At 42.6% G+C, this 23,947-nt stretch carries 23 protein-coding genes; 6 read left to right on the forward strand and 17 right to left on the reverse strand.

Translation table 11 applies throughout. The annotated features are described in order from the left end of the window. Both MK409_RS04925 and MK409_RS04930 read right to left on the reverse strand, forming a co-directional pair. Entirely contained in the window at positions 1–765 is a 765-nt protein-coding gene (locus tag MK409_RS04925) for a hypothetical protein (RefSeq protein ID WP_025172625.1), read from the reverse strand. Positions 766–853: 88 nt separating this feature from the next. Beyond that, entirely contained in the window at positions 854–2,746 is a 1,893-nt protein-coding gene (locus tag MK409_RS04930) for a M13 family metallopeptidase (protein WP_268705523.1), read from the reverse strand. 179 nt (positions 2,747–2,925) lie between these two features. Here MK409_RS04930 and MK409_RS04935 point away from each other — a divergent pair, with 179 nt between their 5' ends. The 6 genes from MK409_RS04935 (at position 2,926) to MK409_RS04960 (ending at position 7,316) form a co-directional block, all read left to right on the forward strand. Continuing rightward, positions 2,926–3,648: a metal ABC transporter ATP-binding protein gene (locus tag MK409_RS04935; protein WP_000619158.1), complete on the forward strand. Its 723-nt coding sequence runs from the start codon at positions 2,926–2,928 to the stop codon at positions 3,646–3,648. Continuing rightward, complete coding sequence (locus MK409_RS04940) at positions 3,645–4,493, forward strand: metal ABC transporter permease (RefSeq protein WP_000634601.1); 849 nt, start codon at positions 3,645–3,647, stop codon at positions 4,491–4,493. The genes MK409_RS04935 and MK409_RS04940 overlap by 4 nt, the downstream gene beginning before the upstream one ends. A gap of 25 nt (positions 4,494–4,518) precedes the next feature. Further along, positions 4,519–5,451, forward strand: coding sequence for a metal ABC transporter substrate-binding protein (locus tag MK409_RS04945; protein WP_000733064.1), 933 nt, complete (start codon positions 4,519–4,521; stop codon positions 5,449–5,451). 115 nt (positions 5,452–5,566) lie between these two features. Then, the gene (gene tpx, locus MK409_RS04950) at positions 5,567–6,061 is read left to right on the forward strand and encodes a thiol peroxidase (RefSeq protein ID WP_070837982.1); all 495 of its coding nucleotides are present in this window, start codon (positions 5,567–5,569) and stop codon (positions 6,059–6,061) included. Between the two features lie 83 nt (positions 6,062–6,144). Continuing rightward, positions 6,145–6,795, forward strand: coding sequence for a metal-dependent transcriptional regulator (locus tag MK409_RS04955; RefSeq protein ID WP_049538620.1), 651 nt, complete (start codon positions 6,145–6,147; stop codon positions 6,793–6,795). Positions 6,796–6,902: 107 nt separating this feature from the next. Next, positions 6,903–7,316, forward strand: a complete 414-nt coding sequence (locus tag MK409_RS04960) for a hypothetical protein (RefSeq protein ID WP_268705524.1) — start codon at positions 6,903–6,905, stop codon at positions 7,314–7,316. 30 nt (positions 7,317–7,346) lie between these two features. On the opposite strand, the gene dtd is transcribed toward MK409_RS04960, so the two are convergent. The 15 genes from dtd to MK409_RS05035 form a co-directional block, all read right to left on the reverse strand. Next, positions 7,347–7,790 carry a D-aminoacyl-tRNA deacylase gene (gene dtd, locus MK409_RS04965; protein ID WP_268705525.1) on the reverse strand — a complete coding sequence of 148 codons (444 nt, stop codon included), beginning with the start codon at positions 7,788–7,790 and terminating at the stop codon, positions 7,347–7,349. Positions 7,791–7,808: 18 nt separating this feature from the next. After that, positions 7,809–10,025 carry a RelA/SpoT family protein gene (locus MK409_RS04970; protein ID WP_268705526.1) on the reverse strand — a complete coding sequence of 739 codons (2,217 nt, stop codon included), beginning with the start codon at positions 10,023–10,025 and terminating at the stop codon, positions 7,809–7,811. Positions 10,026–10,173: 148 nt separating this feature from the next. Continuing rightward, on the reverse strand, positions 10,174–11,304 hold the full coding sequence (locus MK409_RS04975; protein ID WP_049538615.1) for an ABC transporter ATP-binding protein: 1,131 nt from the start codon (positions 11,302–11,304) through the stop codon (positions 10,174–10,176). A 114-nt stretch (positions 11,305–11,418) separates the two neighbouring features. After that, positions 11,419–12,288: a PucR family transcriptional regulator gene (locus tag MK409_RS04980; protein WP_268705527.1), complete on the reverse strand. Its 870-nt coding sequence runs from the start codon at positions 12,286–12,288 to the stop codon at positions 11,419–11,421. A gap of 2 nt (positions 12,289–12,290) precedes the next feature. After that, positions 12,291–12,677 (reverse strand): Mini-ribonuclease 3, encoded by a 387-nt coding sequence (locus MK409_RS04985; protein WP_268705528.1) that lies wholly within the window; start codon positions 12,675–12,677, stop codon positions 12,291–12,293. Continuing rightward, on the reverse strand, positions 12,670–14,013 hold the full coding sequence (cysS, locus tag MK409_RS04990; RefSeq protein WP_268705529.1) for a cysteine--tRNA ligase: 1,344 nt from the start codon (positions 14,011–14,013) through the stop codon (positions 12,670–12,672). The genes MK409_RS04985 and cysS overlap by 8 nt, the downstream gene beginning before the upstream one ends. 17 nt (positions 14,014–14,030) lie before the next feature. Continuing rightward, a complete protein-coding gene (locus MK409_RS04995) occupies positions 14,031–14,552 on the reverse strand; it encodes a dihydrofolate reductase family protein (RefSeq protein ID WP_000301983.1) in 522 nt (173 codons plus the stop codon). 22 nt (positions 14,553–14,574) lie between these two features. Then, entirely contained in the window at positions 14,575–15,441 is an 867-nt protein-coding gene (locus MK409_RS05000) for a GNAT family N-acetyltransferase (RefSeq protein WP_000613640.1), read from the reverse strand. Between the two features lie 11 nt (positions 15,442–15,452). Next, positions 15,453–16,070: a serine O-acetyltransferase gene (gene cysE, locus MK409_RS05005; RefSeq protein ID WP_000539989.1), complete on the reverse strand. Its 618-nt coding sequence runs from the start codon at positions 16,068–16,070 to the stop codon at positions 15,453–15,455. A 14-nt stretch (positions 16,071–16,084) separates the two neighbouring features. Further along, positions 16,085–18,298, reverse strand: coding sequence for a polyribonucleotide nucleotidyltransferase (gene pnp / locus MK409_RS05010; RefSeq protein ID WP_268705530.1), 2,214 nt, complete (start codon positions 18,296–18,298; stop codon positions 16,085–16,087). A 789-nt stretch (positions 18,299–19,087) separates the two neighbouring features. Further along, positions 19,088–19,954: a methylenetetrahydrofolate reductase [NAD(P)H] gene (gene metF, locus MK409_RS05015; RefSeq protein WP_000089957.1), complete on the reverse strand. Its 867-nt coding sequence runs from the start codon at positions 19,952–19,954 to the stop codon at positions 19,088–19,090. A gap of 92 nt (positions 19,955–20,046) precedes the next feature. Next, positions 20,047–22,296 carry a 5-methyltetrahydropteroyltriglutamate--homocysteine S-methyltransferase gene (gene metE, locus MK409_RS05020; RefSeq protein WP_268705531.1) on the reverse strand — a complete coding sequence of 750 codons (2,250 nt, stop codon included), beginning with the start codon at positions 22,294–22,296 and terminating at the stop codon, positions 20,047–20,049. A 351-nt stretch (positions 22,297–22,647) separates the two neighbouring features. Continuing rightward, positions 22,648–22,941: a helix-turn-helix domain-containing protein gene (locus MK409_RS05025; protein WP_268705532.1), complete on the reverse strand. Its 294-nt coding sequence runs from the start codon at positions 22,939–22,941 to the stop codon at positions 22,648–22,650. Between the two features lie 188 nt (positions 22,942–23,129). Further along, positions 23,130–23,495 carry a TIGR02328 family protein gene (locus MK409_RS05030; protein WP_268705533.1) on the reverse strand — a complete coding sequence of 122 codons (366 nt, stop codon included), beginning with the start codon at positions 23,493–23,495 and terminating at the stop codon, positions 23,130–23,132. After that, positions 23,479–23,883, reverse strand: coding sequence for a YbgA family protein (locus tag MK409_RS05035; RefSeq protein ID WP_268705534.1), 405 nt, complete (start codon positions 23,881–23,883; stop codon positions 23,479–23,481). Before MK409_RS05035 ends, MK409_RS05030 begins: the two co-directional genes overlap by 17 nt. Between the last annotated feature and the right edge of the window lie 64 nt (positions 23,884–23,947).

The following is a 23,947-nucleotide window of genomic DNA, read 5'->3' on the forward strand; positions in this document are numbered from 1 at the left end:
CTAATTAGCCGGATTCAATTCTTTCCAACTAATGTTAGACAAATCAAGCTTTTCAGAAGAGATATCTAAAACTTGCTCTGCTTTTTCATTGCCACCGATTTGAATAGTTGCTTCTTTAATCTTCTGGACTCCATTTTTATCAAACGAATATAAAGCCAAGTTCATTTCTGGACGGGTTGACTGCCAGTCTGCATAAGAGACTAGACCATTTTCGTAAATAACAAAGCCTGAGCGAAAACCACCTGCAGAAGCTACATAAGCTGTGTGAAGTAAGTTAGGCTTTTGATTTTCCAAATAATAAATGGCTGAAACAAATTTTTCATCACCAATAAGCAACTCGTCTTGCCCATCCTTATTCAAATCAACAATTGCGTATTTCCAATCGGGTGCATTATGATAATCCATTCGAGAGAAAACTAGGCCATATTCTTCTGAAGCAATCTTATCTTGTTTATTTTCCTTGTATAAATCTTCTCTATTACCTTGTTTTAAAAGGTCTGTAAAGTGGTTATAGCGTTCAATCACTTCTTTATATAAATCTTGTCTAGTTTCTTTCTTATTTTCAGCAGTCGATTGCGATTCCTTGGTTGACGAGTCACTAGTATTTTCAGACTTTGCTTCTGTTGATACACTAGTCTTATCGTCTTTGGAGACAGATGATAGTGCAGATGAAGATTCTGTATTACTCTTGTTTTTAATGAAACCACAAGATGCTAGAACTGAAATTGAAAAAATAGCTGATAGCATCATTAAAAATTTCTTCATGTTAACCTCGATAGCATTGCATTTTCAGATTGATAAACTTCAAAAATGAATCATTAATTCCAAGATGATACTTGGTTAGGGACTTACTTTACCAAATAATCACACGATCCTCTGGTGAACGCCACATACCGTCGCCTTCTTTGACATCATAAGTTGTAAAGAAGTCATCGAAGTTTGGCACCTGGATGTTAACACGGAGTTTGGCTGGCGCGTGCACATCGACACTAGCCATGAGTTTCATCAACTCTGGACGACCTTTCATGCGCCAGATACGAGCAAAGTTGTGGAAGAATTCTTCAGCAGAAAAGTCTGGCTCTCTCTTGGCAGCTTCAAGGGCTGCAGCAATTCCTCCAAGGTCGGCAACATTTTCTGATACGGTTAGTTTCCCATTAATCGTTGCTCCGTAAGATTCTTGTCCATCAAACTGGTCGATAACTTTCTGCGTTTTTTCTTTAAAGGCAGCATAGTCACTCTCTGTCCACCAATCCTTGAGGCTACCATTTTCATCAAAAGAAGCGCCATTTGTGTCGAAGGCATGAGAAATCTCGTGGGCAATAACAGCACCAATACCACCGTAGTTAGCAGAAGATGACTGATGCAAGTCATAGAATGGAGCCTGTAAAATGGCCGCTGGGAAGACAATCAAGTTCTTCTGAGGATTGTAGTAGGCGTTGACCATATGAGCTGGCATACCCCACTCCTTGTAGTCAACCGGTTGGTTCCACTTGCTCCAGCTGTGCTTGATTTCCACACGCGCAAAGGCTAGGGCATTCTCAAAGAGACTGACAGTTTCGTCCACTACTTTGTCCTTGTAGCGTTCTGGCAATTCCTCTGGATAACCAATATAAGGCTTAATGACATTGAGTTTGACAATGGCCTTATCTCGCGTTTCAGGCGTGAGCCAGTCGTTCTTAGCCAAACGTTCCTTATAAACGTCAATCATAGTCGCTACTTTTTTCTCTACGTCTGCCTTAGCTTCTGGGGAGAATTTTTCATGCGCGTACCAGAGACCAAGGGCTTGCTTAAAGGGACCTTGGGCCAAGTGATAGGCTGCCTTGACCTTGTCCTGAGCTTCTGGAACACCTGAAAGGGCACGTCCATAGGCACCTGATAGGACACGAATCTCGTCTGTGAGATAGCTGGTTGAAAGATTGACCACAGCCAAAATCAAGGTTGCCTTAAGCAAAGGCCACGCTTCTTCACTATAAAATTGGTCTGCTGCTTGCCAGAAACGTTCCTCATCTACGATAACCTTATCTGGAGTTTGTCCAAGAACTGCTTGGAAGAAATCATCCAAAGGTAGGGCAGGGGCAAATTTCTTGAAATCTTCATAAGCGTATGGATGGTAGAGTTTGGCATATTCTGAACTTTCTTCGTTTGAAAGAACCACTGCTGCGATACGACGGTCCAATTCCAATCTCTTCTCTAGTAAGTCTTCGATTTCCTCATCTGAAAAATCATAGGCTTTGAGGAGATTAGAAGTACTTTCTTTCCAAAGGTTCAACAATTCCTCACGCTGAGGATGGTCTTCCGCATAGTAGGCTGTATCAGGCAAGATAGTTCCTGGAGCACTAGCCCAGAGAACATTGGTTCTAGCATCCATAAAGTCTGGTGATACTCCAAATGGAAGGAAGTTTGGCTTACCAGCTAATTCAAACTCTGCTAATTTGCTTGCGAAGTCCGCAAAACTTTCTAAATCTTGGTATTCCTTCAATAAAGGAAGGACTGGCTCAATTCCATCTGCTTCTCGCTTATCGAAATCTCTGACCATAGAGTGGTACTTGACAAAGTTTGCTAAGATAGAATCTTCTGACGCATCTTCTCCTGCCAGCCACTTGTCCGTCGTTGCCAGCATTAACTCTTCAATTTCCTCATCAAGGTCAATAAAGCCACCTGTTCGAGATTTATCAGCTGGAATAACAGCTGTTTTTTCCCATTCTCCATTGATTGCATCATAAAAATCGTCTTGATAACGTGTCATCTTGTTCTCGCTTTCATTTTTTCACTTATTCTTAGCTTAGCAAAAAACACTTGGGAATGCAATTAAAAATGGTCTCTCTTTTTTCTTCATTTTTCAGTTATTATTTTAAATTTTTTAAAAATTAACTTGACTTAATTTTTTTTTTAATGTATATTAAAAGACAGGAGGAAAATAACTGTATGATACGTATCGAAAACCTCAGTGTCTCCTACAAAGAAACGTTGGCACTAAAGGATATTTCACTAGTGCTCCACGGACCAACTATTACCGGAATTATTGGTCCAAACGGTGCTGGAAAATCAACTTTATTAAAAAGTATGTTGGGAATTATCCCACACGAAGGTCAGGCCTTTCTCGATGACAAAGAAGTCAAGAAATCTTTACATCGAGTTGCCTATGTCGAGCAAAAAATCCATATCGACTACAATTTCCCTATCAAGGTCAAGGAATGTGTCTCACTGGGACTCTATCCATCTATCCCGCTCTTCCACACTTTAAAGGCCAGCCACTGGAAAAAAGTGGCGGATGCACTTGAAATCGTTGGACTCTCAGACTATGCTGATCGCCAAATCAGTCAGCTCTCTGGAGGACAATTCCAACGTGTTTTGATTGCCCGCTGCTTAGTGCAGGAAGCTGACTACATCTTTTTAGATGAGCCTTTTGTCGGGATTGACTCGATCAGTGAAGAGATTATCATGAATACACTGAGAGACCTTAAAAAAGCTGGTAAAACAGTTCTCATCGTCCATCATGACCTCAGCAAAGTCCCTCATTATTTCGACCAAGTTATGCTTCTCAATCGAGAATTGGTTGCTATTGGTTCAACTGAAGAAACCTTTACCGAAGTCAATCTCAAAAAAGCTTATGGTAGTAAGCTCTTCTTTAATGGAGGTGACCTATGATAGTAGAATTTATCGATGGATTGCAACATTTCCATTTCCTACAAAATGCCCTGATAACAGCTATAGTCATCGGGGTGGTTGCTGGAGCCGTGGGATGTTTTATCATCTTACGTGGAATGTCTCTCATGGGGGATGCCATCTCTCACGCAGTTTTGCCCGGCGTAGCCCTTTCCTTTATCCTGGGAATTGATTTCTTTATTGGAGCGATCATCTTTGGCTTGATGGCTTCCATCATCATTACCTACATCAAGGGCAACTCTATCATCAAGAGTGACACTGCCATTGGTATTACCTTTTCATCTTTCTTAGCCTTAGGTGTCATCTTGATTAGTGTTGCCAAGAGTTCGACAGACCTCTTCCATATCCTTTTTGGGAATATCCTCGCTGTCCAAGATACGGACATGTGGATCACCATTGGTGTGGGGGCATTGATTCTCTTGATTATCGGGATTTTCTTTAAACAACTATTGATTACATCCTTTGACGAGCTTTTGGCTAAAGCCATGGGAATGCCCGTCAATTTCTATCACTATCTACTCATGGTGCTCTTGACCCTTGTGTCAGTCACTGCCATGCAAAGTGTTGGAACGATTCTTATCGTGGCCATGTTGATCACCCCAGCTGCGACGGCTTACCTTTATGCTAATAGCCTAAAGAGCATGATTTTTCTTTCATCAACCCTAGGGGCAACCGCTTCTGTTTTGGGACTCTTTATCGGCTATAGCTTCAACCTCGCAGCAGGATCCAGCATCGTGCTCACATCTGCCAGCTTCTTCTTAATCAGTTTCTTTATCTCTCCAAAGCAACGATACTTGAAACTAAAAAATAAAAAAATCAATAAATAAGGGGAAACCCTTCTGGAGGAATCTAATGAAAAAATTAGGTACATTGCTCGTTCTTTTTCTTTCTATCATTGGATTAGCTGCCTGTGCTAGTGGGAAAAAAGATACAGCATCTACAAACCAAAAACTAAAGGTTGTAGCGACTAACTCTATCATTGCTGATATTACTAAAAATATCGCTGGTGACAAGATTGATCTTCATAGTATCGTTCCTGTTGGTCAAGACCCACACGAGTACGAACCACTTCCTGAAGACGTAAAGAAAACTTCTGAGGCTGACCTCATTTTCTATAACGGTATCAACCTTGAAACAGGTGGCAATGCTTGGTTTACCAAATTGGTCGAAAATGCCAAGAAAACTGAAAACAAAGACTACTATGCAGTTAGTGACGGCGTAGATATCATCTACCTTGAAGGTCAAAACGAGAAAGGCAAAGAAGACCCACACGCTTGGCTCAACCTTGAAAATGGGATAATTTATGCTAAAAATATCGCTAAACAGTTGATTGCAAAAGACCCTAGCAACAAGGAATTCTACGAAAAAAATCTCAAAGACTATACTGAAAAGCTAGACAAACTGGACAAGGAAGCCAAAGAGAAATTTAACAATATCCCTGCTGAAAAGAAACTCATCGTAACCAGCGAAGGATGCTTCAAATACTTCTCTAAAGCTTACGGAGTTCCAAGTGCCTACATCTGGGAAATCAACACAGAAGAAGAAGGAACACCGGAACAAATCAAGACCTTGGTTGAAAAACTTCGCCAAACAAAAGTTCCATCACTCTTTGTTGAATCAAGTGTCGATGACCGTCCAATGAAGACTGTTTCACAAGACACAAATATCCCAATTTACGCACAAATCTTTACTGACTCAATCGCTGAAGAAGGTAAAGAAGGTGACAGCTACTACAACATGATGAAATACAACCTTGACAAGATTGCTGAAGGTTTGTCAAAATAATCCATTAAAAACGTCATTCTCACCGAATTGGCGTTTTTTTACACTTTCCGGTCAAATCATTGGAAAAATCTGATAATTCTCGGTAAAATGAAAGAAAAAAGAATGGAGTAGTTTCATGACCACTTTTCTCGGAAATCCTGTAACTTTTACAGGTAAACAACTGCAAGTCGGAGACAAGGCACTTGACTTTTCTCTTACAACAACCGATCTCTCTAAAAAAACGCTAGCTGACTTTGATGGAAAGAAAAAAGTCTTGAGTGTTGTCCCTTCTATCGATACTGGTGTCTGCTCAACGCAAACACGTCGCTTCAACCAAGAACTTGCCAACCTTGACAACACCGTCGTTCTTACCGTTTCTATGGACCTACCATTTGCCCAAGGACGCTGGTGCGGGGCTGAAGGTCTTGACAATGCCATCATGCTTTCAGACTACTTTGACCATTCTTTCGGGCGCGATTATGCCCTCTTGATCAACGAATGGCATCTCCTTGCACGTGCCGTCTTTGTTCTCGATACTGACAATGTCATCCGTTATGTAGAATACGTTGACAATATCAACACGGAGCCAAACTTTGAAGCTGCTATTGCTGCAGTTAAAGAACTAGACTAAAATCACAAGCATTATGACAGAAAGCTAGAGAAATCTAGCTTTTTTTGGTATACTAGATGGAGAGAATATACAAGAGGAAACGAATGACTCCAAATAAAGAAGATTATTTAAAATGTATTTATGAAATCGGTACGGACATGCAAAAAATCACCAACAAAGAAATTGCTGCCCGTATGCAGGTCTCTCCGCCTGCTGTAACAGAGATGATCAAACGCATGAAAAGTGAAAATCTCATCCTCAAGGATAAGGAGAACGGCTATCTATTGACAGATATTGGCCTCAAACTGGTCTCTGAGCTCTATCGTAAACACCGTTTGATTGAAGTCTTTCTAGTTCACCATCTAGACTATACTAGCGATCAAATCCACGAAGAAGCTGAGGTCCTAGAGCACACTGTCTCTGACCTATTTGTAAAGAGACTGGATAAACTGCTCGGTTTCCCTCAAACCTGCCCCCACGGTGGAACCATACCTGCCGAGGGAGAACTTTTGGTTGAAATTAATAACCTGCCACTAGCGGCCGTCCAGGAAGCTGGAACCTATCTCCTGACTCGGGTTCATGATAGCTTTGAACTACTCAAATATCTAGAAAAGCACGCAATTCATATCGGTGACCAACTCCAAGTCAAGCAGTTTGATGGCTTTTCCAATAGCTTTACTCTGGTCAACAAAGACGAAGACCTCCAAGTTAGTATGGATATCGCCAAACAACTCTATGTCGAAAAAATCAACTAAGCCCTTATTCCTGAAAGAAATTCCTTTTAGGGATTTTTTATTATGTTAGTTGCAACTCCCATTCGTTTGGTGTAGAATGAAGGTAGATAAAAGAGGGAGGTCTTCCTATGAAAAGGCTCTTTAGAATCCATTTTGCAGCCATTGCAGTCAGCGATTTGCTACTATTAGCAATTTTTATCTCCAAAACCGATCTCTCTGTAGACTGGCTCCTGCTGTCTGGTTTTATTTTCATCCTTGCTCAAGGACTACTGCTATTTCGCTTGGTCAACCGACTCCAAAAACATTTCTCTGAGATTTATGCTCAAATCAATAAAAAATTTCGCTTCTACTATTTAGGGGTGCTCATTAGCGATTTTCTATTATTTGTCCTTTTAGCCTTCACTAGTTCTCAGCGATTTTCATCTCTTATGCCAATCGTCACTGGTTGTCATTCTACTTTTTATTATATGACGGCTGCCCACCTAAGGGAAAACTATCCCGACTTTTACAACAAACACATTTCTTTATGGGAGTGTTTCTAAACAAAAACCAAGCCAGCTGGCTTGGTTTTCTTATCTATTTTTAGAATCAAGAATGATGGTGACTGGTCCGTCATTGACCAGCTCCACCTGCATATCCGCTCCAAAGATACCTGTCTGAACGGGCACTTCCTGAGCTAGCTTTTGGTTGAAAGTGTCATAGAAGGCAGCTGCCCTATCAGGCTTGGCTGCACCTGTAAAGGCTGGACGATTGCCCTTCTTAGTATCTGCAAAGAGGGTAAACTGAGAAATAGAAAGGATTTCGCCCCCAATATCCTTAACAGACAGATTCATCTTGCCTTCTGCATCTGAAAAAATCCGCATGTTGACCAGTTTTCTCACAGCATAATCCAGATCTTCCTCTTGGTCCTCTGGGCCTACACCGACCAACAATAAGAGACCCTGATTGATTTTTCCCTGAACCTGACCTTCGATACTCACTTGGGCTTTTTTAACCCGTTGAATGATGATTTTCATAAGCGCCTTTCTATTCAATTATCCGTTGGTTCGTTTGACTGAGTATACCTCTGGCACACTCTTGATTTTGTCAACGACCGTTGTCAGCGTAGAAAGGTTTGAAATTCCAAAGGACACATGGATATTAGCAAATTTCATATCCTTGGTTGGTTGGGCGTTAACGGTTGAGATATTCTTAGTGGTGTTGGAAAGAACTTGCAGAACATCATTTAAGAGTCCTGTACGGTTGAGGCCATAGATATCGATATGGGCGATGTATTCCTTGCTTGAGTATTGATCTTCCCATTCCACATCAAGGAGACGTTGCTCGTAGTTTTCTTGGGCGCGAAGGTTCATACAGTCCACACGGTGAATGGCCACTCCACGGCCCTTGGTGATATAGCCAACAATATCGTCACCCGGAACGGGATTGCAACACTTAGCAATCCGAACGAGGAGTCCTGAGGCACCTTCAATGACCACACCACCCTCATGCTTGACCTTGAGGGTTTCTTTGTTTTCAACCTTTACCTCGCCACCTTTGACAAGCTCTTCTGCTTCCGCCTTGGCCTTGGCACGCTCTTCCTCACGGCGTTCCTTTTCAGTCAGACGATTAAAGACCGTAATAGCACCGATTTCTCCAAAACCAATGGCCGCAAAGAGAGACTCTTCTGTCTTGTAACTGGTCTTTTGAAGGACTTGGTCCATGTGACGCTTGTCCATGAATTTATTGGCTACATAGCCGTTTTCTTGGAACTGAGCTATCAGCATTTCACGGCCCTTGTTAACAGACAATTCCTTGTCTTGGTTTTTAAAGAACTGACGAATCTTGTTGCGTGCCTTGCTAGTCTTGACCATGTTGAGCCAGTCACGACTCGGGCCAAAGGAGTTAGGGTTGGTGACAATTTCGACCTGATCCCCAGTTTTGAGCTTGGTTGTCAAAGGAACCATACGGCCATTGACCTTGGCACCAGTTGCTTTTTCACCGACTTTGGTATGAATTTCATAGGCAAAGTCAATCGGGCCTGAATCTTTTGGAAGGGAACGTACAGCCCCATCTGGGGTAAAGACGTAAATCTCCTCAGCTAGGTAGTTTTCCTTAACAGAATCCACAAATTCCTTGGCATCATCAGCCTGGTCTTGCAACTCAATCATTTCCTTGATCCAGTTCATTCCGATAGCTGATTCTTTGCTGTTGACCTGCCCCTTGATTCCTTTCTTATAGGCCCAGTGAGCTGCTACCCCGTACTCAGCCACCTCGTGCATTTCCTTGGTACGAATTTGGAATTCAATCGGACCTTTTGGTCCATAGACAGTCGTATGGATAGACTGGTAACCATTGGCCTTACGGTTAGCGATATAATCTTTAAAACGCCCAGGCATTGGTTTCCAAAGCTCATGCACATAGCCCAGCATGGCATAGACATCACTATGAGTCTCTAGGATACAGCGAATGGCAATCAGGTCATAGATTTCCTCGAAGCGTTTCTTCTTATCCTGCATCTTGCGATAGATAGAGTAGATATGCTTGGGACGACCATAGATTTTCCCTTTTAGATTGCGTTCGGAAGTGTAGTCCTCTAACTTTGTCACGACTTCATCGACCAAAGCCTCACGCTCTCTACGTTTTTCCTTCATCATATGAGTGATCTTGTAAAACTCAGTTGGATTAAGATAGCGGAAGGACAAGTCTTCTAACTCCCACTTGACGCTAGAAATACCCAGACGATGAGCAAGTGGTGCATAGATTTCCATGGTCTCTCTGGAAATACGTTCCTGCTTGTCTTTTCGTAGGTGGTTAAGCGTTCTCATGTTATGCAAGCGGTCAGATAGTTTAACCAAGATAACGCGGATATCCTCAGACATGGCCATGAGCATCTTGCGGTGGTTTTCCGCTAATTGCTCCTCGATCGATTTGTACTCCACCTTACCAAGCTTAGTCACTCCATCAACAATAATGCGAACATCATGACCAAACTCTTGCTCTAAATCATCCAGTGTCGCATCCGTATCCTCAACCACGTCATGCAAAAAACCGCAGGCAACCGTCACGGCATCTAGCTTGAGTTTAGCTAAAATCCCTGCCACCTGAATGGGATGAATAATATAGGGCTCGCCAGATTTACGGTATTGACCACTATGGCATTCAACGGCGTAAACCAAGGCTTTATGTACAAAAGCAACATCTTCTTTCGATAAATATTTTTGCGTTAAAGCGACAACCTCATCGCCCGTCAAATTCACTTCTTTCGGCATCTATTCTCTCCAATTCTTCCTACCATTTTATCACTTTTTTAAGAATATTAAAACTAGAAAAGCCTGTTTTCATGCCTAGCCTATGCATTTAAAAGAAAAAGCACTGCAAGAGAAACTCTGCAGTGCTTTGCTATTCTATTTATTTATCTTAGTAGATTGTTTTCTCAGTTTCTACGTCGAAGAAGTGCGCTTTGTTCAAGTCGAATCCAAGTTCAACCGTTGCACCTGTTTGCAAGTAGTCACGAGCATCCACTTTTGCAACAAATTCATCTTTACCAACTTGGCAGTAAAGGTGAGATTCTGAACCAAGCAATTCTGATACAGAGATAGTTGCTTTAACAACTGATTCTGGGAATGTTTCAAGGAAAGCAGGTTCTGCATTCACATCTTCTGGACGAATACCGAAGATCAATTCTTTACCTTCGTAGCCTTTATCACGAAGAACTTTCAAAGCTCCTTCTGGAACTTTCAAGCGGAAACCGTCAGAAACAATTTCACCACCAACCAATTTCACATTGATGAAGTTCATAGCTGGGCTTCCGATAAATCCTGCAACGAACTTGTTAACTGGATTTTTGTAAACTTCTTGAGGAGTACCGATTTGTTCTACACGTCCGATAGTACCTGTACCAGCAGGGTTCTTAGTAGCTGACATGATAACGATACGGTCTGCCAATGTCATCGCTTCTGTTTGGTCGTGCGTTACGTAGATAGTTGTAGCACCGATACGACGGTGAATCTTCGCAATTTCAGCACGCATAGATACACGAAGTTTGGCATCCAAGTTTGACAAAGGTTCGTCCATCAAGAACACTTTTGCATCACGGACGATTGCACGACCCATGGCAACACGTTGACGTTGACCACCGGAAAGGTCAGCTGGTTTACGATCCAAGAACTCTTTCAAGCCAAGGATTGCTGCAGCTTCTTGCACACGTTTGTCGATGTCTTCTTTGCTGTACTTACGCAATTTCAAACCAAAAGCCATGTTGTCATATACAGTCATGTGTGGGTAAAGAGCGTAGTTTTGGAATACCATGGCGATGTCACGGTCTTTTGGAGCTACGTCGTTGACAACCACGCCATCGATAGATGCAGTACCTTCTGTAATGTCTTCAAGACCAGCGATCATACGAAGAGTTGTTGATTTACCACACCCTGAAGGACCTACGAAAACGATAAATTCCTTGTCTTTGATGTCCAAGTTGAAGTCTTCAACTGAGTAGTGTTCGCTGTTTGGATATTTTTTGTAAATGTTTTTAAGATTTAATTCTACCATGGAAGGTGAACTCCTTTTATTTTTTGATAGTTATATTATAAATGAAAACGCTTTATATTTCTATGGCAAGGTGACCAAAAAAATAAAAAAGTTCTGTGCAACTTGCACAAAACTTTAGAGAATATCTGGTAAAATCAACTGATAGCACAAGGTGAGATCCGTCAACTCCTTCAACTGAAGCCCTGTTAATTCTTCCCATTTATCAATCTTGTATTGAAGAGAATTGCGATGCAGATAGAGTTGCTGGGCAGTTTTCGTTAAGACAGCACTGTTTTCCCAAAGAGAAAGAATAATTTCCTGTATCTGGTCTTGTTCTAAAATCATCTGGTGTAGGTATTCTTTGATAACTTTAAGATTTGCACTCCTTTCTCCCATACTCCAGAGATAGAGTTGTGAAAAAGTATGAACACCTTGATGCCCTTGACGCCACCAAGCCTTAAACAAGTCCCGCTCTGCTTGGATTAAATCTGACAAAGCCTGATACCCAGTCTGTGACCAAACCTGCCCCAACATGATAGACAGACGAAGACCAAAGTCATACTCTACTGCCTCAATCGTATCGGATAAGATTGAGCGAACAGAGCTGTATTTATCTTGCTGGAGAACAAAAACATAGTCCTGAACTCCGACCTGCAACACTGTCTGGCAGTTAGGAAAGAGGGTCTGCATCATATCCAGCCAAGAGGCTAGATTTTCCTGTTGATAATAGGATAGATGGCAATAAACCAGTTGTATCTTTTTAAAAGTTTGAGGCGCCTGCCCCTTTCCCTCAATCAGATAGGAATACCAAGGATTGAGCGAACGAGCCTGCTCCTGCTGGGTTAAAAGGGTAATTAACTGCTTTTCACGTTCAGTGAGATTGGTCTCCTCCAGTAAAATCCACTGTTGAGAAGTCAGAGGAAGTGTAAGATATCCTAGCTTCTCTATCGGCTGATCTGAAATCTGAGCCTCAGGAAACCAGTCTAGTAATTCTTTTGCAAGCATTTCTACGCCTCCACTTTTTGGATACACCACGAAATCAAGGTCTCTAGACGCTCCATATTATCAGTCAGATGAAGATAACCCATGACAGCTTCAAAGCCAGTCGACATCCGATAAGTTACGACATCTGCATTTTTAGCCTTTGTGTGGCTATTGGTATTGCGCCCACGTTTATAGATTTCTTCTTCTTTTTCCGTTAAAACTTGCTCCTCCAACATGAGGGAAATCAGGCTAGCCTGAGCCTTGGCCGAGACATACTTGGTCGCCTCTTGGTGAAGTTTATTGGGCTTGGTCATGCCTTTTAGGATGAGGTGACGGCGAATATACATAGAATACACCGCATCTCCTTCAAAAGCTAGCGCAATCCCGTTAATGAGATTGACATCAATCACGTGTCCACCTCACTCCATCCTTGGTATCAAGGAGCTTAATCCCTTGAGCAGCCAGTTGATCACGGATTTGGTCTGCTGTCGCAAAGTCACGATTAGCACGCGCTTCTTGACGTTTTTGGATCAAGGTTTCGATCTCTGCATCCAAAACTTCCTCAACAAAGACAATTCCGAAGACTTCTAACATAGCCGCAAGAGCTTCCTTGACACTTGCATCATAGTTGCCTGAATTGATCCATTTGGCCATTTCAAAGACAACTGTGATACCATTGGCAGCGTTAAAGTCCTCATCCATAGCCGCTACAAACTTATCTTTAAAAGCTTGTAACTCCCCCGCATCTACAGTTCCGGTAAATGGTTGCTCGTAAGTGTTCTTTAGATACTTAAGATTGGTCTCGGCATCACGCACTGCCTTTTCTGTAAAGTTGATTGGCTTGCGGTAATGCTGAGTGGCAAAGAAGAAACGAAGGACTTGGCCATCGATGGTTTTGAGGGCATCATGTACAGTTATAAAGTTGCCCAAGGACTTGGACATCTTGACATTGTCGATATTAACAAAGCCATTGTGCATCCAGTAGTTAGCAAAAGTCTTGCCTGTTTTAGCTTCTGACTGGGCAATTTCATTGGTATGATGCGGAAACTCCAGATCGGCTCCACCACCGTGAATATCAATGGTATCTCCCAAAATCTCTGTCGACATAACCGAACACTCGATATGCCAGCCCGGACGACCAGGTTCCCAAGGACTATCCCAAGAAATCTCGCCTGGCTTGGCAGCTTTCCAGAGAGCAAAGTCCACAGGATTTTCCTTACGTGCCGTTTCTTCATCTGTTCGACCTGAAGCACCCAACTCCAAATCTTCTAGGGTTTTATTAGCCAACTTGGCATAGTTGTGGGATTTTTCCACACGGAAGTAAACATCCCCTTGACTCTCGTAGGCAAAGCCTTTTTCAATCAAGTCAGCGACAAAACGAATGATGTCCTCCATAAACTCTACTACACGTGGATGGCGAGTCGCAGGCTTGACACCCAAGGCCGTCACATCCTCACGAAAGGCCGCGATGTACTTGTCCGCAACCTCCTGAGGTGTGATGCCTTCTTCCTTGGCGCGATTGATAATCTTATCATCTACATCTGTAAAATTGGAAATATAATTGACCTCAAATCCCCGATACTCAAAATAGCGGCGAACAGTGTCAAAAGCTACTGTTGAGCGGGCATTGCCGACGTGGATATAGTTGTAGACCGTAGGCCCACAGACATACATCTTAACCTTACCGTTCTCGATTGGGACAAATTCTCGCAAATCACGAGACATGGTGTCGTAAATTTTAATCATGCGGTCCACTCCCTTCTCTATTTCTGACTTTTTCGGCTGAAAACCAGCTCTGCAAAAGGGCCAAATTGTCTGAGGCTATCCAGTTGGTAAAAGCGCTGCCCTTCCTCTTGGGTAAAGAGGGGAACCCCCTTTCCTAGGATAAGGGGCGCTATCTGAATAATGAGGTGGTCGAAAAGATCCGCATCCAAGAGCGGTCCTACCAAGGAATTACCACCAATCACAAAGACATTTTTGCCTTTGTCAATCTGGTGAACAAAGTCCACCACATCCCCAGCTACTGGCTGGTAATTGCTGACAGGCAGGTGCCTATCATGCGTAAAGACATAGTTTTCCGTAGCTTGATAAAAACTTTCTACATCTTGCAAATCTTGGATTTCCTCAAAGGTCCGCTTGCCCATGATGGTGATATCCATTTGCCTGTAAAAGTCATCATATCCTGTATCCTCTACAGAACTAAGCTGATGCAGCCAGTCTATCCTGTGCTGGCTGTCTGCCAAGTAGCCATCCATGGTGATACAGCCGTAAAAATATACTGCCATTCTTGTAGTTACCTTTCTAGTTCTACACTTTTGCTTTCAGATAAACCACCTGGGTCTGTTTGACAAAGCCAATTTTTTCATACAAACGTTTGGCACCTACATTGCTATCTTCCACGGCAATCTGAAACTCCTTGTCATTTTGCTCAATCAGTTTATTGACAAGGGATTTTGCTAGATAGCTTCCGTAGCCTTGCCCGCGTTCAAGCTCAGCTATTGCTAAGCCATAGAAGTAATTCGTATGACTCGATAAATCAACTGTACAAGTTCCAATAACCTGACCGTCTTTTAATAAAACATATAGGCGACTTTCTGGATCCTTCAGAGCTTCGGCGACATATCGATCCACAACTTCTCTCGATTCATGTTCCTCTGAAAATACCTGAAACTTCAACTGACTAATTTGATTCTGAAATGAACTATCTGCTAACAAAACTTCAAGATTAGAAACAGTTACTAACGGATAAGGTCTTCTATCCTTACCTAACCAAGTTTCTGTCTCTTCATCCTCGATTAGTCCCCAGTTACTGGCAAAGTCAGGATGATTCTCTAAAAAAATACGTTCTGTCTGAAAGGTGACTGACCGAATGGGGAAAGAAGCCGTTCCTTTCTCAAAACTAGTAAACAAAGCACGCGCAATTCTCTGTCGGCGATGTTCTGGATGAACCAGTATCGTCACTTCCACATCTTGATCATCAGCATAGACAGTTAAGAGACCAACAAGTTCGCCTTTTTCATAATAAAGGAAAAAGGCCGGCATATTTGGGTCAAAATTAAGCATGTTAGAAAGATAGGGATCACGATAAGTTCCATCATAGGCTTGGCAACAGTTAATTAGTTTTTTCGCTTCAAATAACTCTTCTTGGCTCAACTTATTTCTTGCTTGAATCATATAGGTATCCTCTACAACCCCGACGATCTGTGGCTGGCTTCACGGGCATGCTCGAGTTTATTGACGTAGTACTCCCGTTTTTCTTCGACTTCGTGGATAGTCGGCTCATCCTTCTGTCCATGAACTCGGACAATTTTAGCAGGAATTCCGACAACCGTCACATCACTAGGAACATCTGCCACAACAACTGCTGCAGCACCGACCTTAGCATTTTCGCCGATTTCCACTGGTCCAATAACTTGGGCATGAGCCGATATGAGGGCTCCCTTGCGAACGGTCGGATGGCGTTTCCCACAGTCTTTTCCAGTTCCCCCAAGAGTTACTCCGTGATAGAGAAGAACGCCCTTCTCAACAATCGCTGTCTCTCCAATCACCAAGCCAGAACCATGGTCGATAAAGACACCTGATTCTATCTGAGCCCCCGGATGGATCTCAATCTGAGTCCAAAAGCGCCAAAACTGACTGTGCATACGAGCCAAGAGTTTAAAGCCATGCTTCCAGAGAAAATGCGAGAGACGGTGGGCAGCCAAGGCCTTGACACCCGGATAGGTCAGTAGAACCTCCAAAGTGGTGCGCGCCGCTGGATCATTTTCTTTTACAATATCAATGGTTTCGCGCCACCATCCCATACATTTCTCCTTTCTTATTCTGAGTCTTTTGGTTTGTGTGTAAATTCTTTCTTCGGTTTGTGATCCTTGTGATGACGTGGACGGTGAGGACGTTCAGACTTTTCACCTTTTTCATCACGCTCAGGTTTTGGTGGACGTGGAAGAAGAGCCTTCATAGAAGCATCAACACGTCCTTTTTCATCAATCTTGATAACTTTGACATCGACTTCGTCTCCAATAGCCACCAAGTCTTCGACATTATTGGTACGCGTCCAAGCCATTTCCGAAATGTGAACAAGGGCGTCTGTCTTGTCAAAGAGGTTGACAAAGGCACCAAATTTCTCGATACGAACAACCTTGGCATGGTAAACTTCATCGACTTTAGCCTCACGCACCAAACCAGCAATAATTTCTTTAGCACGATTGATAGCATCTTGGTCGCTAGAGTAGATAGACACATTTCCTTCTTCGTCGATATCAATCTTAACGGCTGTTTCAGCGATAATCTTGTCGATGGTTTCTCCACCCTTACCGATGACAATCTTAATCTTGTCCACATCAATCTTGATGGTATCAATCTTCGGAGCAGTTGGAGCCAATTCTGGACGAACTTCTGGAATCGTTTCTTCAATCACATCAAGGATTTCAAAACGCGCTTTCTTAGCTTGAGCAAGAGCTTCTGTCAAGATTTCTGCAGTAATCCCTTGGATCTTGATATCCATTTGAAGGGCTGTAATCCCCTCACGAGTACCTGCTACCTTAAAGTCCATGTCTCCAAAGTGGTCTTCCAAACCTTGGATATCTGTCAATACAGTGTAGTTATTTCCATCAGAGATGAGACCCATGGCAATACCAGCTACTGGCGCCTTGATTGGCACACCACCAGCCATAAGGGCAAGAGTTCCCGCACAGATAGAAGCCTGAGATGAAGAACCATTTGATTCCAAGACTTCTGCTACCAGACGGATAGCGTATGGGAATTCTTCCAAACTTGGCAAGACTTGGGCAAGAGCACGCTCACCAAGAGCACCGTGACCAATTTCACGACGACCTGGTGCACCGTAACGACCAGTTTCCCCTACAGAGTATTGAGGGAAGTTATAGTGGTGCATAAAGCGTTTCTTGTACTCTGGGTCCAAACCATCGATGATTTGAGTTTCTCCCATCGGAGCCAAGGTCAAGACAGAAAGGGCTTGAGTTTGACCACGAGTGAAGAGACCGGAACCATGTACACGAGGAAGGAAGTCAACAACCGCATCCAAAGGACGAATTTCATCGACCTTACGTCCGTCAGGACGAACCTTGTCTTCTGTGATCAAACGGCGCACTTCAGCGTGTTCCATTTGTTCCAAGATTTCAGCCACATCACGCATGATACGGTCAAATTCTTCGTGGTCTGCATATTTTTCTTGGTAAACTGCAGTCACTTGGTCTTTAACAGCTTGAGTAGCAACTTCACGCGCTAATTTTTCTTCTACTTGAACCGCTTTTTGGAGGTCACTGTTGTAGGCTGCGATGATTTCAGTCTGTAATTCAGCATCCACATGAAGCAGTTCCACTTCTGCTTTTTCCTTACCAACCGCAGCAACGATCTCTTCTTGGAAAGCAATCAATTCTTTGACTGCTTCGTGCCCTTTGAGAAGAGCTTCCAACATGATTTCTTCTGACAATTCTTTGGCACCAGACTCAACCATGTTAATAGCGTGTTTGGTACCAGCTACTGTCAATTCAAGAAGCGAACGCTCTGCTTGTTCTTGACTAGGGTTGATGATGATTTGACCATCGACATAGCCCACTTGTACCCCAGCGATTGGTCCGTCAAATGGAATATCTGATATAGAAAGCGCCAAGGATGAACCAAACATAGCTGCCATTGGTGCAGAGGCATTTTCATCATAAGAAAGAACCGTATTGATCACTTGCACTTCATTACGGAAACCTTCCGCAAACATTGGACGGATTGGACGGTCAATCAAACGCGCTGTCAAAGTCGCATCAGTTGAAGGACGTCCTTCACGTTTCATAAAGCCACCAGGAAACTTCCCAGCTGCATACATTTTTTCTTCGTAGTTGACTTGAAGTGGGAAGAAATCCCCAGTTGCCATTTTCTTAGACATCACGGCTGCAGTCAAGACAGTTGACTCACCGTAACGCACGACAACAGAGCCATTTGCTTGCTTAGCAACCTTACCAGTCTCTACAACCAACTCACGACCCGCAAAAGTCGTTTGAAATACTTGTTTTGTCATGTTAATCCCCTTTGGATTGATAATATTATACGCCTTGCCTACAAAAATCAGGATACTAAGCCGTTAAGCAACTCAAAGGAAAATAGGAGTCGAACGACGGAGCGACTGCTCCTAGGTAGATTTATCTTTTTCCACAGAGTTGTAGGCGTGTTCAATTAATCAAGATATTTTGGACGGTTCGGCTTGCCGAACATTTCTGTAGAAAAATAGGAAGCTTGTCTTTTTTCCTAAGAAATGAGGCCAAAATTCAATTAAGTAGTTTTTTTGATATTTCACTGGAATAGTGCGGACGGAAGGTAAAATTATCCAGTGGATGATTTTAGAAATCCAGGGAATTTCATTCCTAATTTTTGAACACTTCGCCTTTTTATTTCTATGCTCAGGCTAAAATAGTTCCCCGAACTATTTTACTCTCAAAAATTCCGTCCTAGAAAATAACAGAGTTATTCTCTAGGATACCACTATAGCGTGAAATATCTTTTAAATACTCACTCCGTTCGCGTTTTTTGAGACACCTATTATCATATTCTGTTTAAAAAATAATCCACTTTAAACAAACTTCTACAACCTAAATACCCTCATCTTTGTATCAAGTACGTACAGAGTCTATTTTATCATATTTTTCTTAAAAAGTGCGGGCTTTTCTATTAAAAAGGAACCATTCCCCCATGAAAAGAGGAATGGTTTGTTGTTTATTTTATTTAGCAAACTCTTTGGCTTTCGCAACTGTCATTTTTCATTTAAAAGCATGTAAATGACAAGCTGTCGTCTCAGTGGTTAAAGAATCAATTACCCTAAAGACTGATGATTAAACAAGGCATGGGTTGCTTGGTGGATGTATTTTGCTGTTTCAGCATTGTTCATGGTGTAGAGATGGACACCTGCAACATCCTGGGTCACCAAGTCCACTATCTGGTCCACGGCATAGGCAAGTCCTGCTGCTCTGAGCGACTCAGGGTCATGCTCATACTTGTCTAAGATGGCCTTAAATTTACGTGGAAGGTGGATATTCTCACAAGTCTTCAAGAGACGAAGGGCTTGATTACGGTTCAGAATGGGCATAATCCCCGCATGAATAGGAACATCAATCCCTGCCAAGGTACACTTGTCTTGGAAATCATAGAAACGCTCATTGTCAAAGAAAAGCTGCGTTACAAGGCTTGAACAACCTGCATCCACTTTCTTCTTGAGATTTTGGATATCCGAGATCTGGTTTGGCGAGTCAGGGTGCCCTTCTGGGTAACAAGCTCCGACAATCTCAAAGTGAGGGGCTTGTTCCTTGATGAACTCGATCAAGTCCGTTGCGTAGCGGAAATCCTTTTGTGGTTCCACATCAGGGATAATATCCCCACGCAAGGCCAAGATTTTCTGTACCCCAACCTTATCCAAGTCTGCAATGGTTTCAGCAACCTTTTCCTTGGTCAGATAGATAGCTGGCAAGTGGGCAATAGTTGGAATCGCCAAATCATTCTGGATAAAGTCAGCCAAACGAACCGTCGTTTCCTTGATATTAAATTTATTATTGCTGGCAGTCACACTGATAAAGTGAGGTGCTAGCTCCTGCATATCTTGAAGAGCAGAAATAATCTTATCATTACCCACAGCTGGGTTGGGAGGGAACACTTCAAATGAGAGTGACGGTGTTTGGCGTGACATAGTTTTTGTCCTTTTCTTTGATTTCGATATTGCTTAGCTAGATAGGGCTAAGCAGTCCCTTGATCAAACAGTGTCAAGCGAGAAATCGAATCTTACAATTTCTCACGCGCAGCTTTAGCTGCTTCGACAAGGCGGATCAAGCTTTCTTTTGTTTCTGGGATACCACGTGTTTTCAAACCACAGTCAGGGTTGATCCAAACTTTTCTGCTTGGAACTTTAGCAAGAATAGCATCGATTGTGTGGTCGATTTCGCCTTCGTTTGGCACACGAGGAGAGTGGATATCGTAAACCCCAGGTCCCACTTCTGTTTGGAAGTTTTTCGCTTTGAGTTCGTCCAAAATTTCAAGGTTTGAACGGCTTGCTTCAAAAGAAATAACGTCCGCATCCATGTTGTCGATAGCTGGGATGATATCTGTAAATTCTGAGTAACACATGTGAGTGTGGATTTGAGTATCTGGTGCAACTGTAGAGTGGACCAAGCGGAAGGCTGGAATAGCCCAGTCAAGGTAGTCTTCGTACCAGTCGCTACGACGAAGTGGCAATTTCTCACGAAGAGCAGCCTCATCGATTTGGATAATCTTCACGCCTGCAGCTTCAAGGTCAAGAACTTCATCCTTGATAGCAAGGGCGATTTGAAGAGTTGAGTCCTTGATAGAGATGTCTTCACGTGGGAATGACCAGTTGAGGATGGTAACAGGTCCAGTCAACATACCTTTAACAGGTTTGTCAGTACGGCTTTGAGCATAGCTAGACCATTTTACAGTGATAGGGTTAAGACGAGTGACATCGCCCCAGATGATTGGTGGTTTAACCCCACGCATACCGTATGATTGTACCCAACCATTCTTAGAGAAGAGGTAACCTGACAAGTTTTGACCGAAGTACTCAACCATGTCGTTACGCTCGAACTCACCGTGTACAAGCACGTCAAATCCAACTTCTTCTTGCCATTTGATCCATTCGTCGATGGTTTCAGCAAGGAAGGCATCGTATTCTTCTTGTGACAATTCACCCTTACGGAAGGCCAAACGTTTCGCACGAACTTCTTTAGTTTGAGGGAATGAACCGATGGTTGTTGTTGGAAGTGCTGGAAGTTTGAAGGTTTCTTCTTGGATCGCTTCACGTTCTGCAAAGGCTGGCAAACGAATGTAGTCTGCATCTGTCAATCCAGCAATACGGGCACGAAGTTCAGTATTTTCACCCACACGCTCAGTCGCAAAGAGTTCTTTGTTAGCTGCAAGAGCTTGTTCACCTTGACCATTGCGGATAGCATCCAAGTCACGGATCTCATCCAATTTTTCAACTGCAAATGCAAAGTGGTTCAAGATAGCTGGTTCAAATTCTTCGTTAGCTGTTGTAAATGGCACATGAAGAAGTGAACATGAGCTTGTCAAGACAATGTTTTCAGCTGGGATTTGCTCAAGAACAGCCAAGCTCTTTTCGTAGTTGTTTCGCCAGATGTTTTTACCATTGACAATCCCTGCATAGAGAGTCTTGTCAGATGGGAAACCACCTTTAACGAGTTCAAGAGTTTTCTTACCTTCAACGAAGTCCAAACCAATGGCATCTACTGGCAAGTTCACAAGATCAGAGTAGACGTCACGAACGTCACCGAAGTATGTTTGAAGCAAGACTTCAAGACCTTTTTTGTCAGACAAGAGTTTGTTGTAGAGGTTCAAGAAGAGAGCTTTTTCTTCAGCTGTCAAGTCTTTTACAAGAGCCGCTTCGTCCAATTGGATACGAGTCGCACCAAGTTCAGACAATTTTGCAAAAACTTCTTGGTAAGCAGCGACAAAGCTATCTACGAAGTCTTCTGCTTTCACCCCTTCTTCAAAGTCTGACAATTGAAGGAAAGTGAATGGTCCTACAAGGACTGGACGAGTGTTCAATCCAAGTTCTTTGGCTTCTTGGAACTCATCAAAGATCTTGTGACCAGCCAATTTTACTTGAGTGTCTTTTTCAAATTTAGGCACGATGTAGTGGTAGTTGGTGTTGAACCATTTCTTCATCGGAAGGGCACGAACATCCCCTTTTTCTCCTTGGTAACCACGCGCCAAAGCAAAGTAGCGCTCAAGGTCAGACAAGTCCAAGTTTTGAACAGAAGCTGGCACCACGTTGAAGAGGAAAGCAGCATCTAGGAAGTTGTCATAGTGAGAAAAGTCGTTTGATGGGATTTCAGTGATGCCTTTTTCTTTGACGATGTTCCAGTGTTTTGCACGCAATTCTTTAGCCGCAGCCAAGAGTTCTTCTTCTGAGATTTCTTTTCTAAAGTATTTTTCAGTTGTAAATTTTAATTCGCGGAATTCGCCCAAACGTGGGAAACCGATAATCGTAGTTGACATGATGTGTCCTCCAAAATTTGTTGTTGAAACTATCTTAACAGAAAAGAAAGCGCCTGTATAATTGTAAAAAATTAGGCTTTGATATAGTTTGAAACTATATCACTCTTTTGATCAAAAGAAAAAGACTTGAGACCAATGTCTCAAATCCTTTGTATTGCTTGCTTTATGTTGTCTTTTAGTTAAAATTCTCAAACGAGCTATTGATGATTCTCATCAGTGACTATGGCATGCTATTAGAAAAGACTATAGGTTGGTTTTCTTTTGTAATTCTGATATTTCCCTGAAAAAGTGCGGACGGGAGGTAAAATTGTTCTGTGGATGATTTTAGCCAACCAAGTAATCTCATCTCTATCAACTTTTTTCCTGTTCAAGTGGGACGACTGCTAGTGTCTTGCCTAAACTGGCTAAAACTTTCAAAACCGTATCCAACTGAGGACTAGTCTTTCCTGTCTCCATCCTAGCTATGACGGGCTGACTTACTCCACTAAGTTCTTCTAGCTTTTTTTGACTGATTCCTTGCTCATGTCTAGCCTCAATCAACTTACTCATGATAGCCACTCGCATATCACTTTCAAGGATTTCCTCCTTAGTAAAAAGTTCTGACCGGACATCCTTCCAATTACTTCCAATGGCACTATTCTTCATCACTTAACCCTCTTTCTTTTAAGTCCTTCAGTTCACGCTTGGCTTTTTAAACAAATTATAACTCAAAAGTTATTAAAAGTAAATTCTAATACCCATAAAAAGAAGACCTTAGAATCATTCTAAAGGTCTCATTTTTATTATTCGAAAAAATTACGAGAAGAGTTATAATGTGGAGCCAATCCTGACTCTTACTCCAGCTCAATCCCTTTCTCACGAAGATTAGCCAGACAATCTTCATAGTATTCTGCGTCATGCTCACTATAGATGGGATTGTCCAACTTTTCCTCAGGCAAGTCTTCATAGGGAGGGCAGGTTTTGCCACGGTAGTTCTTATCCAGCCACTCTGGACTGACATTGTAGCCACGGTCAGCCATTTCCTCCATGATCAAGCGATGATAAGCATAGAGATGATAGGGCGAGTGGGTAAAGACATAGTCCACCGTCGCATGCTTTCTTCCCCAGCCATTGCCACGTAGGGCACAGCACTCTCGATGTTGGCCCAAAAGTTGCGGACGGGGAAGTTGTGAAATCAAAGCCTCATGCCAAAGTCTCATGGGTGTCTCCTTTCAGTATGGTCGAATGTTGCAAGTAGGTGTTTGGATAGCGATTAAGCAACTCTCGAGTCTTAGCAATCAAGTCTTCCTTGGAAGCTTGACCAAAGCGGTAGCGATCTAGTAAGAGCATATAGTCCTTACGCTCGGCATCTGTCGCTTTCTTTTTGAAATAGCCCCAAACATGCTGGAAGGCATTGCAGACTTGACCTCTATGCTCTGGGATTTGACAGGCACGGTCAATCATCTCTTGAACCTGACTCAGCTCCACCTGTTCATTCTTCAAGTATTGGCGAATCTCATTATAAATATTGCTAGAATGGCTCAAAACGAGGTATTTGTTTCTAGCCCAGAGTTGTTGGCACTGGGATTTTTGATTAGTTTGTTCCATGTTTCTCCTTGTTTTCTATCCGTTTCCAGGAAGTATGGAAACAAAGTTGTATCTAAAAAATGAG

It is taken from the genome of Streptococcus oralis (genome assembly GCF_026782375.1).
Classification (GTDB): domain Bacteria; phylum Bacillota; class Bacilli; order Lactobacillales; family Streptococcaceae; genus Streptococcus; species Streptococcus oralis_CL.

Coding starts and splice junctions, on each gene's coding strand:
- MK409_RS04925 (WP_025172625.1), bottom strand. CDS start 765: ATGAAGAAATTTTTAATGATGCTATCAGCTATTTTTTCAATTTCAGTT.
- MK409_RS04930 (WP_268705523.1), bottom strand. CDS start 2,746: ATGACACGTTATCAAGACGATTTTTATGATGCAATCAATGGAGAATGG.
- MK409_RS04935 (WP_000619158.1), top strand. CDS start 2,926: ATGATACGTATCGAAAACCTCAGTGTCTCCTACAAAGAAACGTTGGCA.
- MK409_RS04940 (WP_000634601.1), top strand. CDS start 3,645: ATGATAGTAGAATTTATCGATGGATTGCAACATTTCCATTTCCTACAA.
- MK409_RS04945 (WP_000733064.1), top strand. CDS start 4,519: ATGAAAAAATTAGGTACATTGCTCGTTCTTTTTCTTTCTATCATTGGA.
- tpx (WP_070837982.1), top strand. CDS start 5,567: ATGACCACTTTTCTCGGAAATCCTGTAACTTTTACAGGTAAACAACTG.
- MK409_RS04955 (WP_049538620.1), top strand. CDS start 6,145: ATGACTCCAAATAAAGAAGATTATTTAAAATGTATTTATGAAATCGGT.
- MK409_RS04960 (WP_268705524.1), top strand. CDS start 6,903: ATGAAAAGGCTCTTTAGAATCCATTTTGCAGCCATTGCAGTCAGCGAT.
- dtd (WP_268705525.1), bottom strand. CDS start 7,790: ATGAAAATCATCATTCAACGGGTTAAAAAAGCCCAAGTGAGTATCGAA.
- MK409_RS04970 (WP_268705526.1), bottom strand. CDS start 10,025: ATGCCGAAAGAAGTGAATTTGACGGGCGATGAGGTTGTCGCTTTAACG.
- MK409_RS04975 (WP_049538615.1), bottom strand. CDS start 11,304: ATGGTAGAATTAAATCTTAAAAACATTTACAAAAAATATCCAAACAGC.
- MK409_RS04980 (WP_268705527.1), bottom strand. CDS start 12,288: ATGCTTGCAAAAGAATTACTAGACTGGTTTCCTGAGGCTCAGATTTCA.
- cysS (WP_268705529.1), bottom strand. CDS start 14,013: ATGATTAAAATTTACGACACCATGTCTCGTGATTTGCGAGAATTTGTC.
- MK409_RS04995 (WP_000301983.1), bottom strand. CDS start 14,552: ATGGCAGTATATTTTTACGGCTGTATCACCATGGATGGCTACTTGGCA.
- MK409_RS05000 (WP_000613640.1), bottom strand. CDS start 15,441: ATGATTCAAGCAAGAAATAAGTTGAGCCAAGAAGAGTTATTTGAAGCG.
- cysE (WP_000539989.1), bottom strand. CDS start 16,070: ATGGGATGGTGGCGCGAAACCATTGATATTGTAAAAGAAAATGATCCA.
- pnp (WP_268705530.1), bottom strand. CDS start 18,298: ATGACAAAACAAGTATTTCAAACGACTTTTGCGGGTCGTGAGTTGGTT.
- metF (WP_000089957.1), bottom strand. CDS start 19,954: ATGTCACGCCAAACACCGTCACTCTCATTTGAAGTGTTCCCTCCCAAC.
- metE (WP_268705531.1), bottom strand. CDS start 22,296: ATGTCAACTACGATTATCGGTTTCCCACGTTTGGGCGAATTCCGCGAA.
- MK409_RS05025 (WP_268705532.1), bottom strand. CDS start 22,941: ATGAAGAATAGTGCCATTGGAAGTAATTGGAAGGATGTCCGGTCAGAA.
- MK409_RS05030 (WP_268705533.1), bottom strand. CDS start 23,495: ATGAGACTTTGGCATGAGGCTTTGATTTCACAACTTCCCCGTCCGCAA.
- MK409_RS05035 (WP_268705534.1), bottom strand. CDS start 23,883: ATGGAACAAACTAATCAAAAATCCCAGTGCCAACAACTCTGGGCTAGA.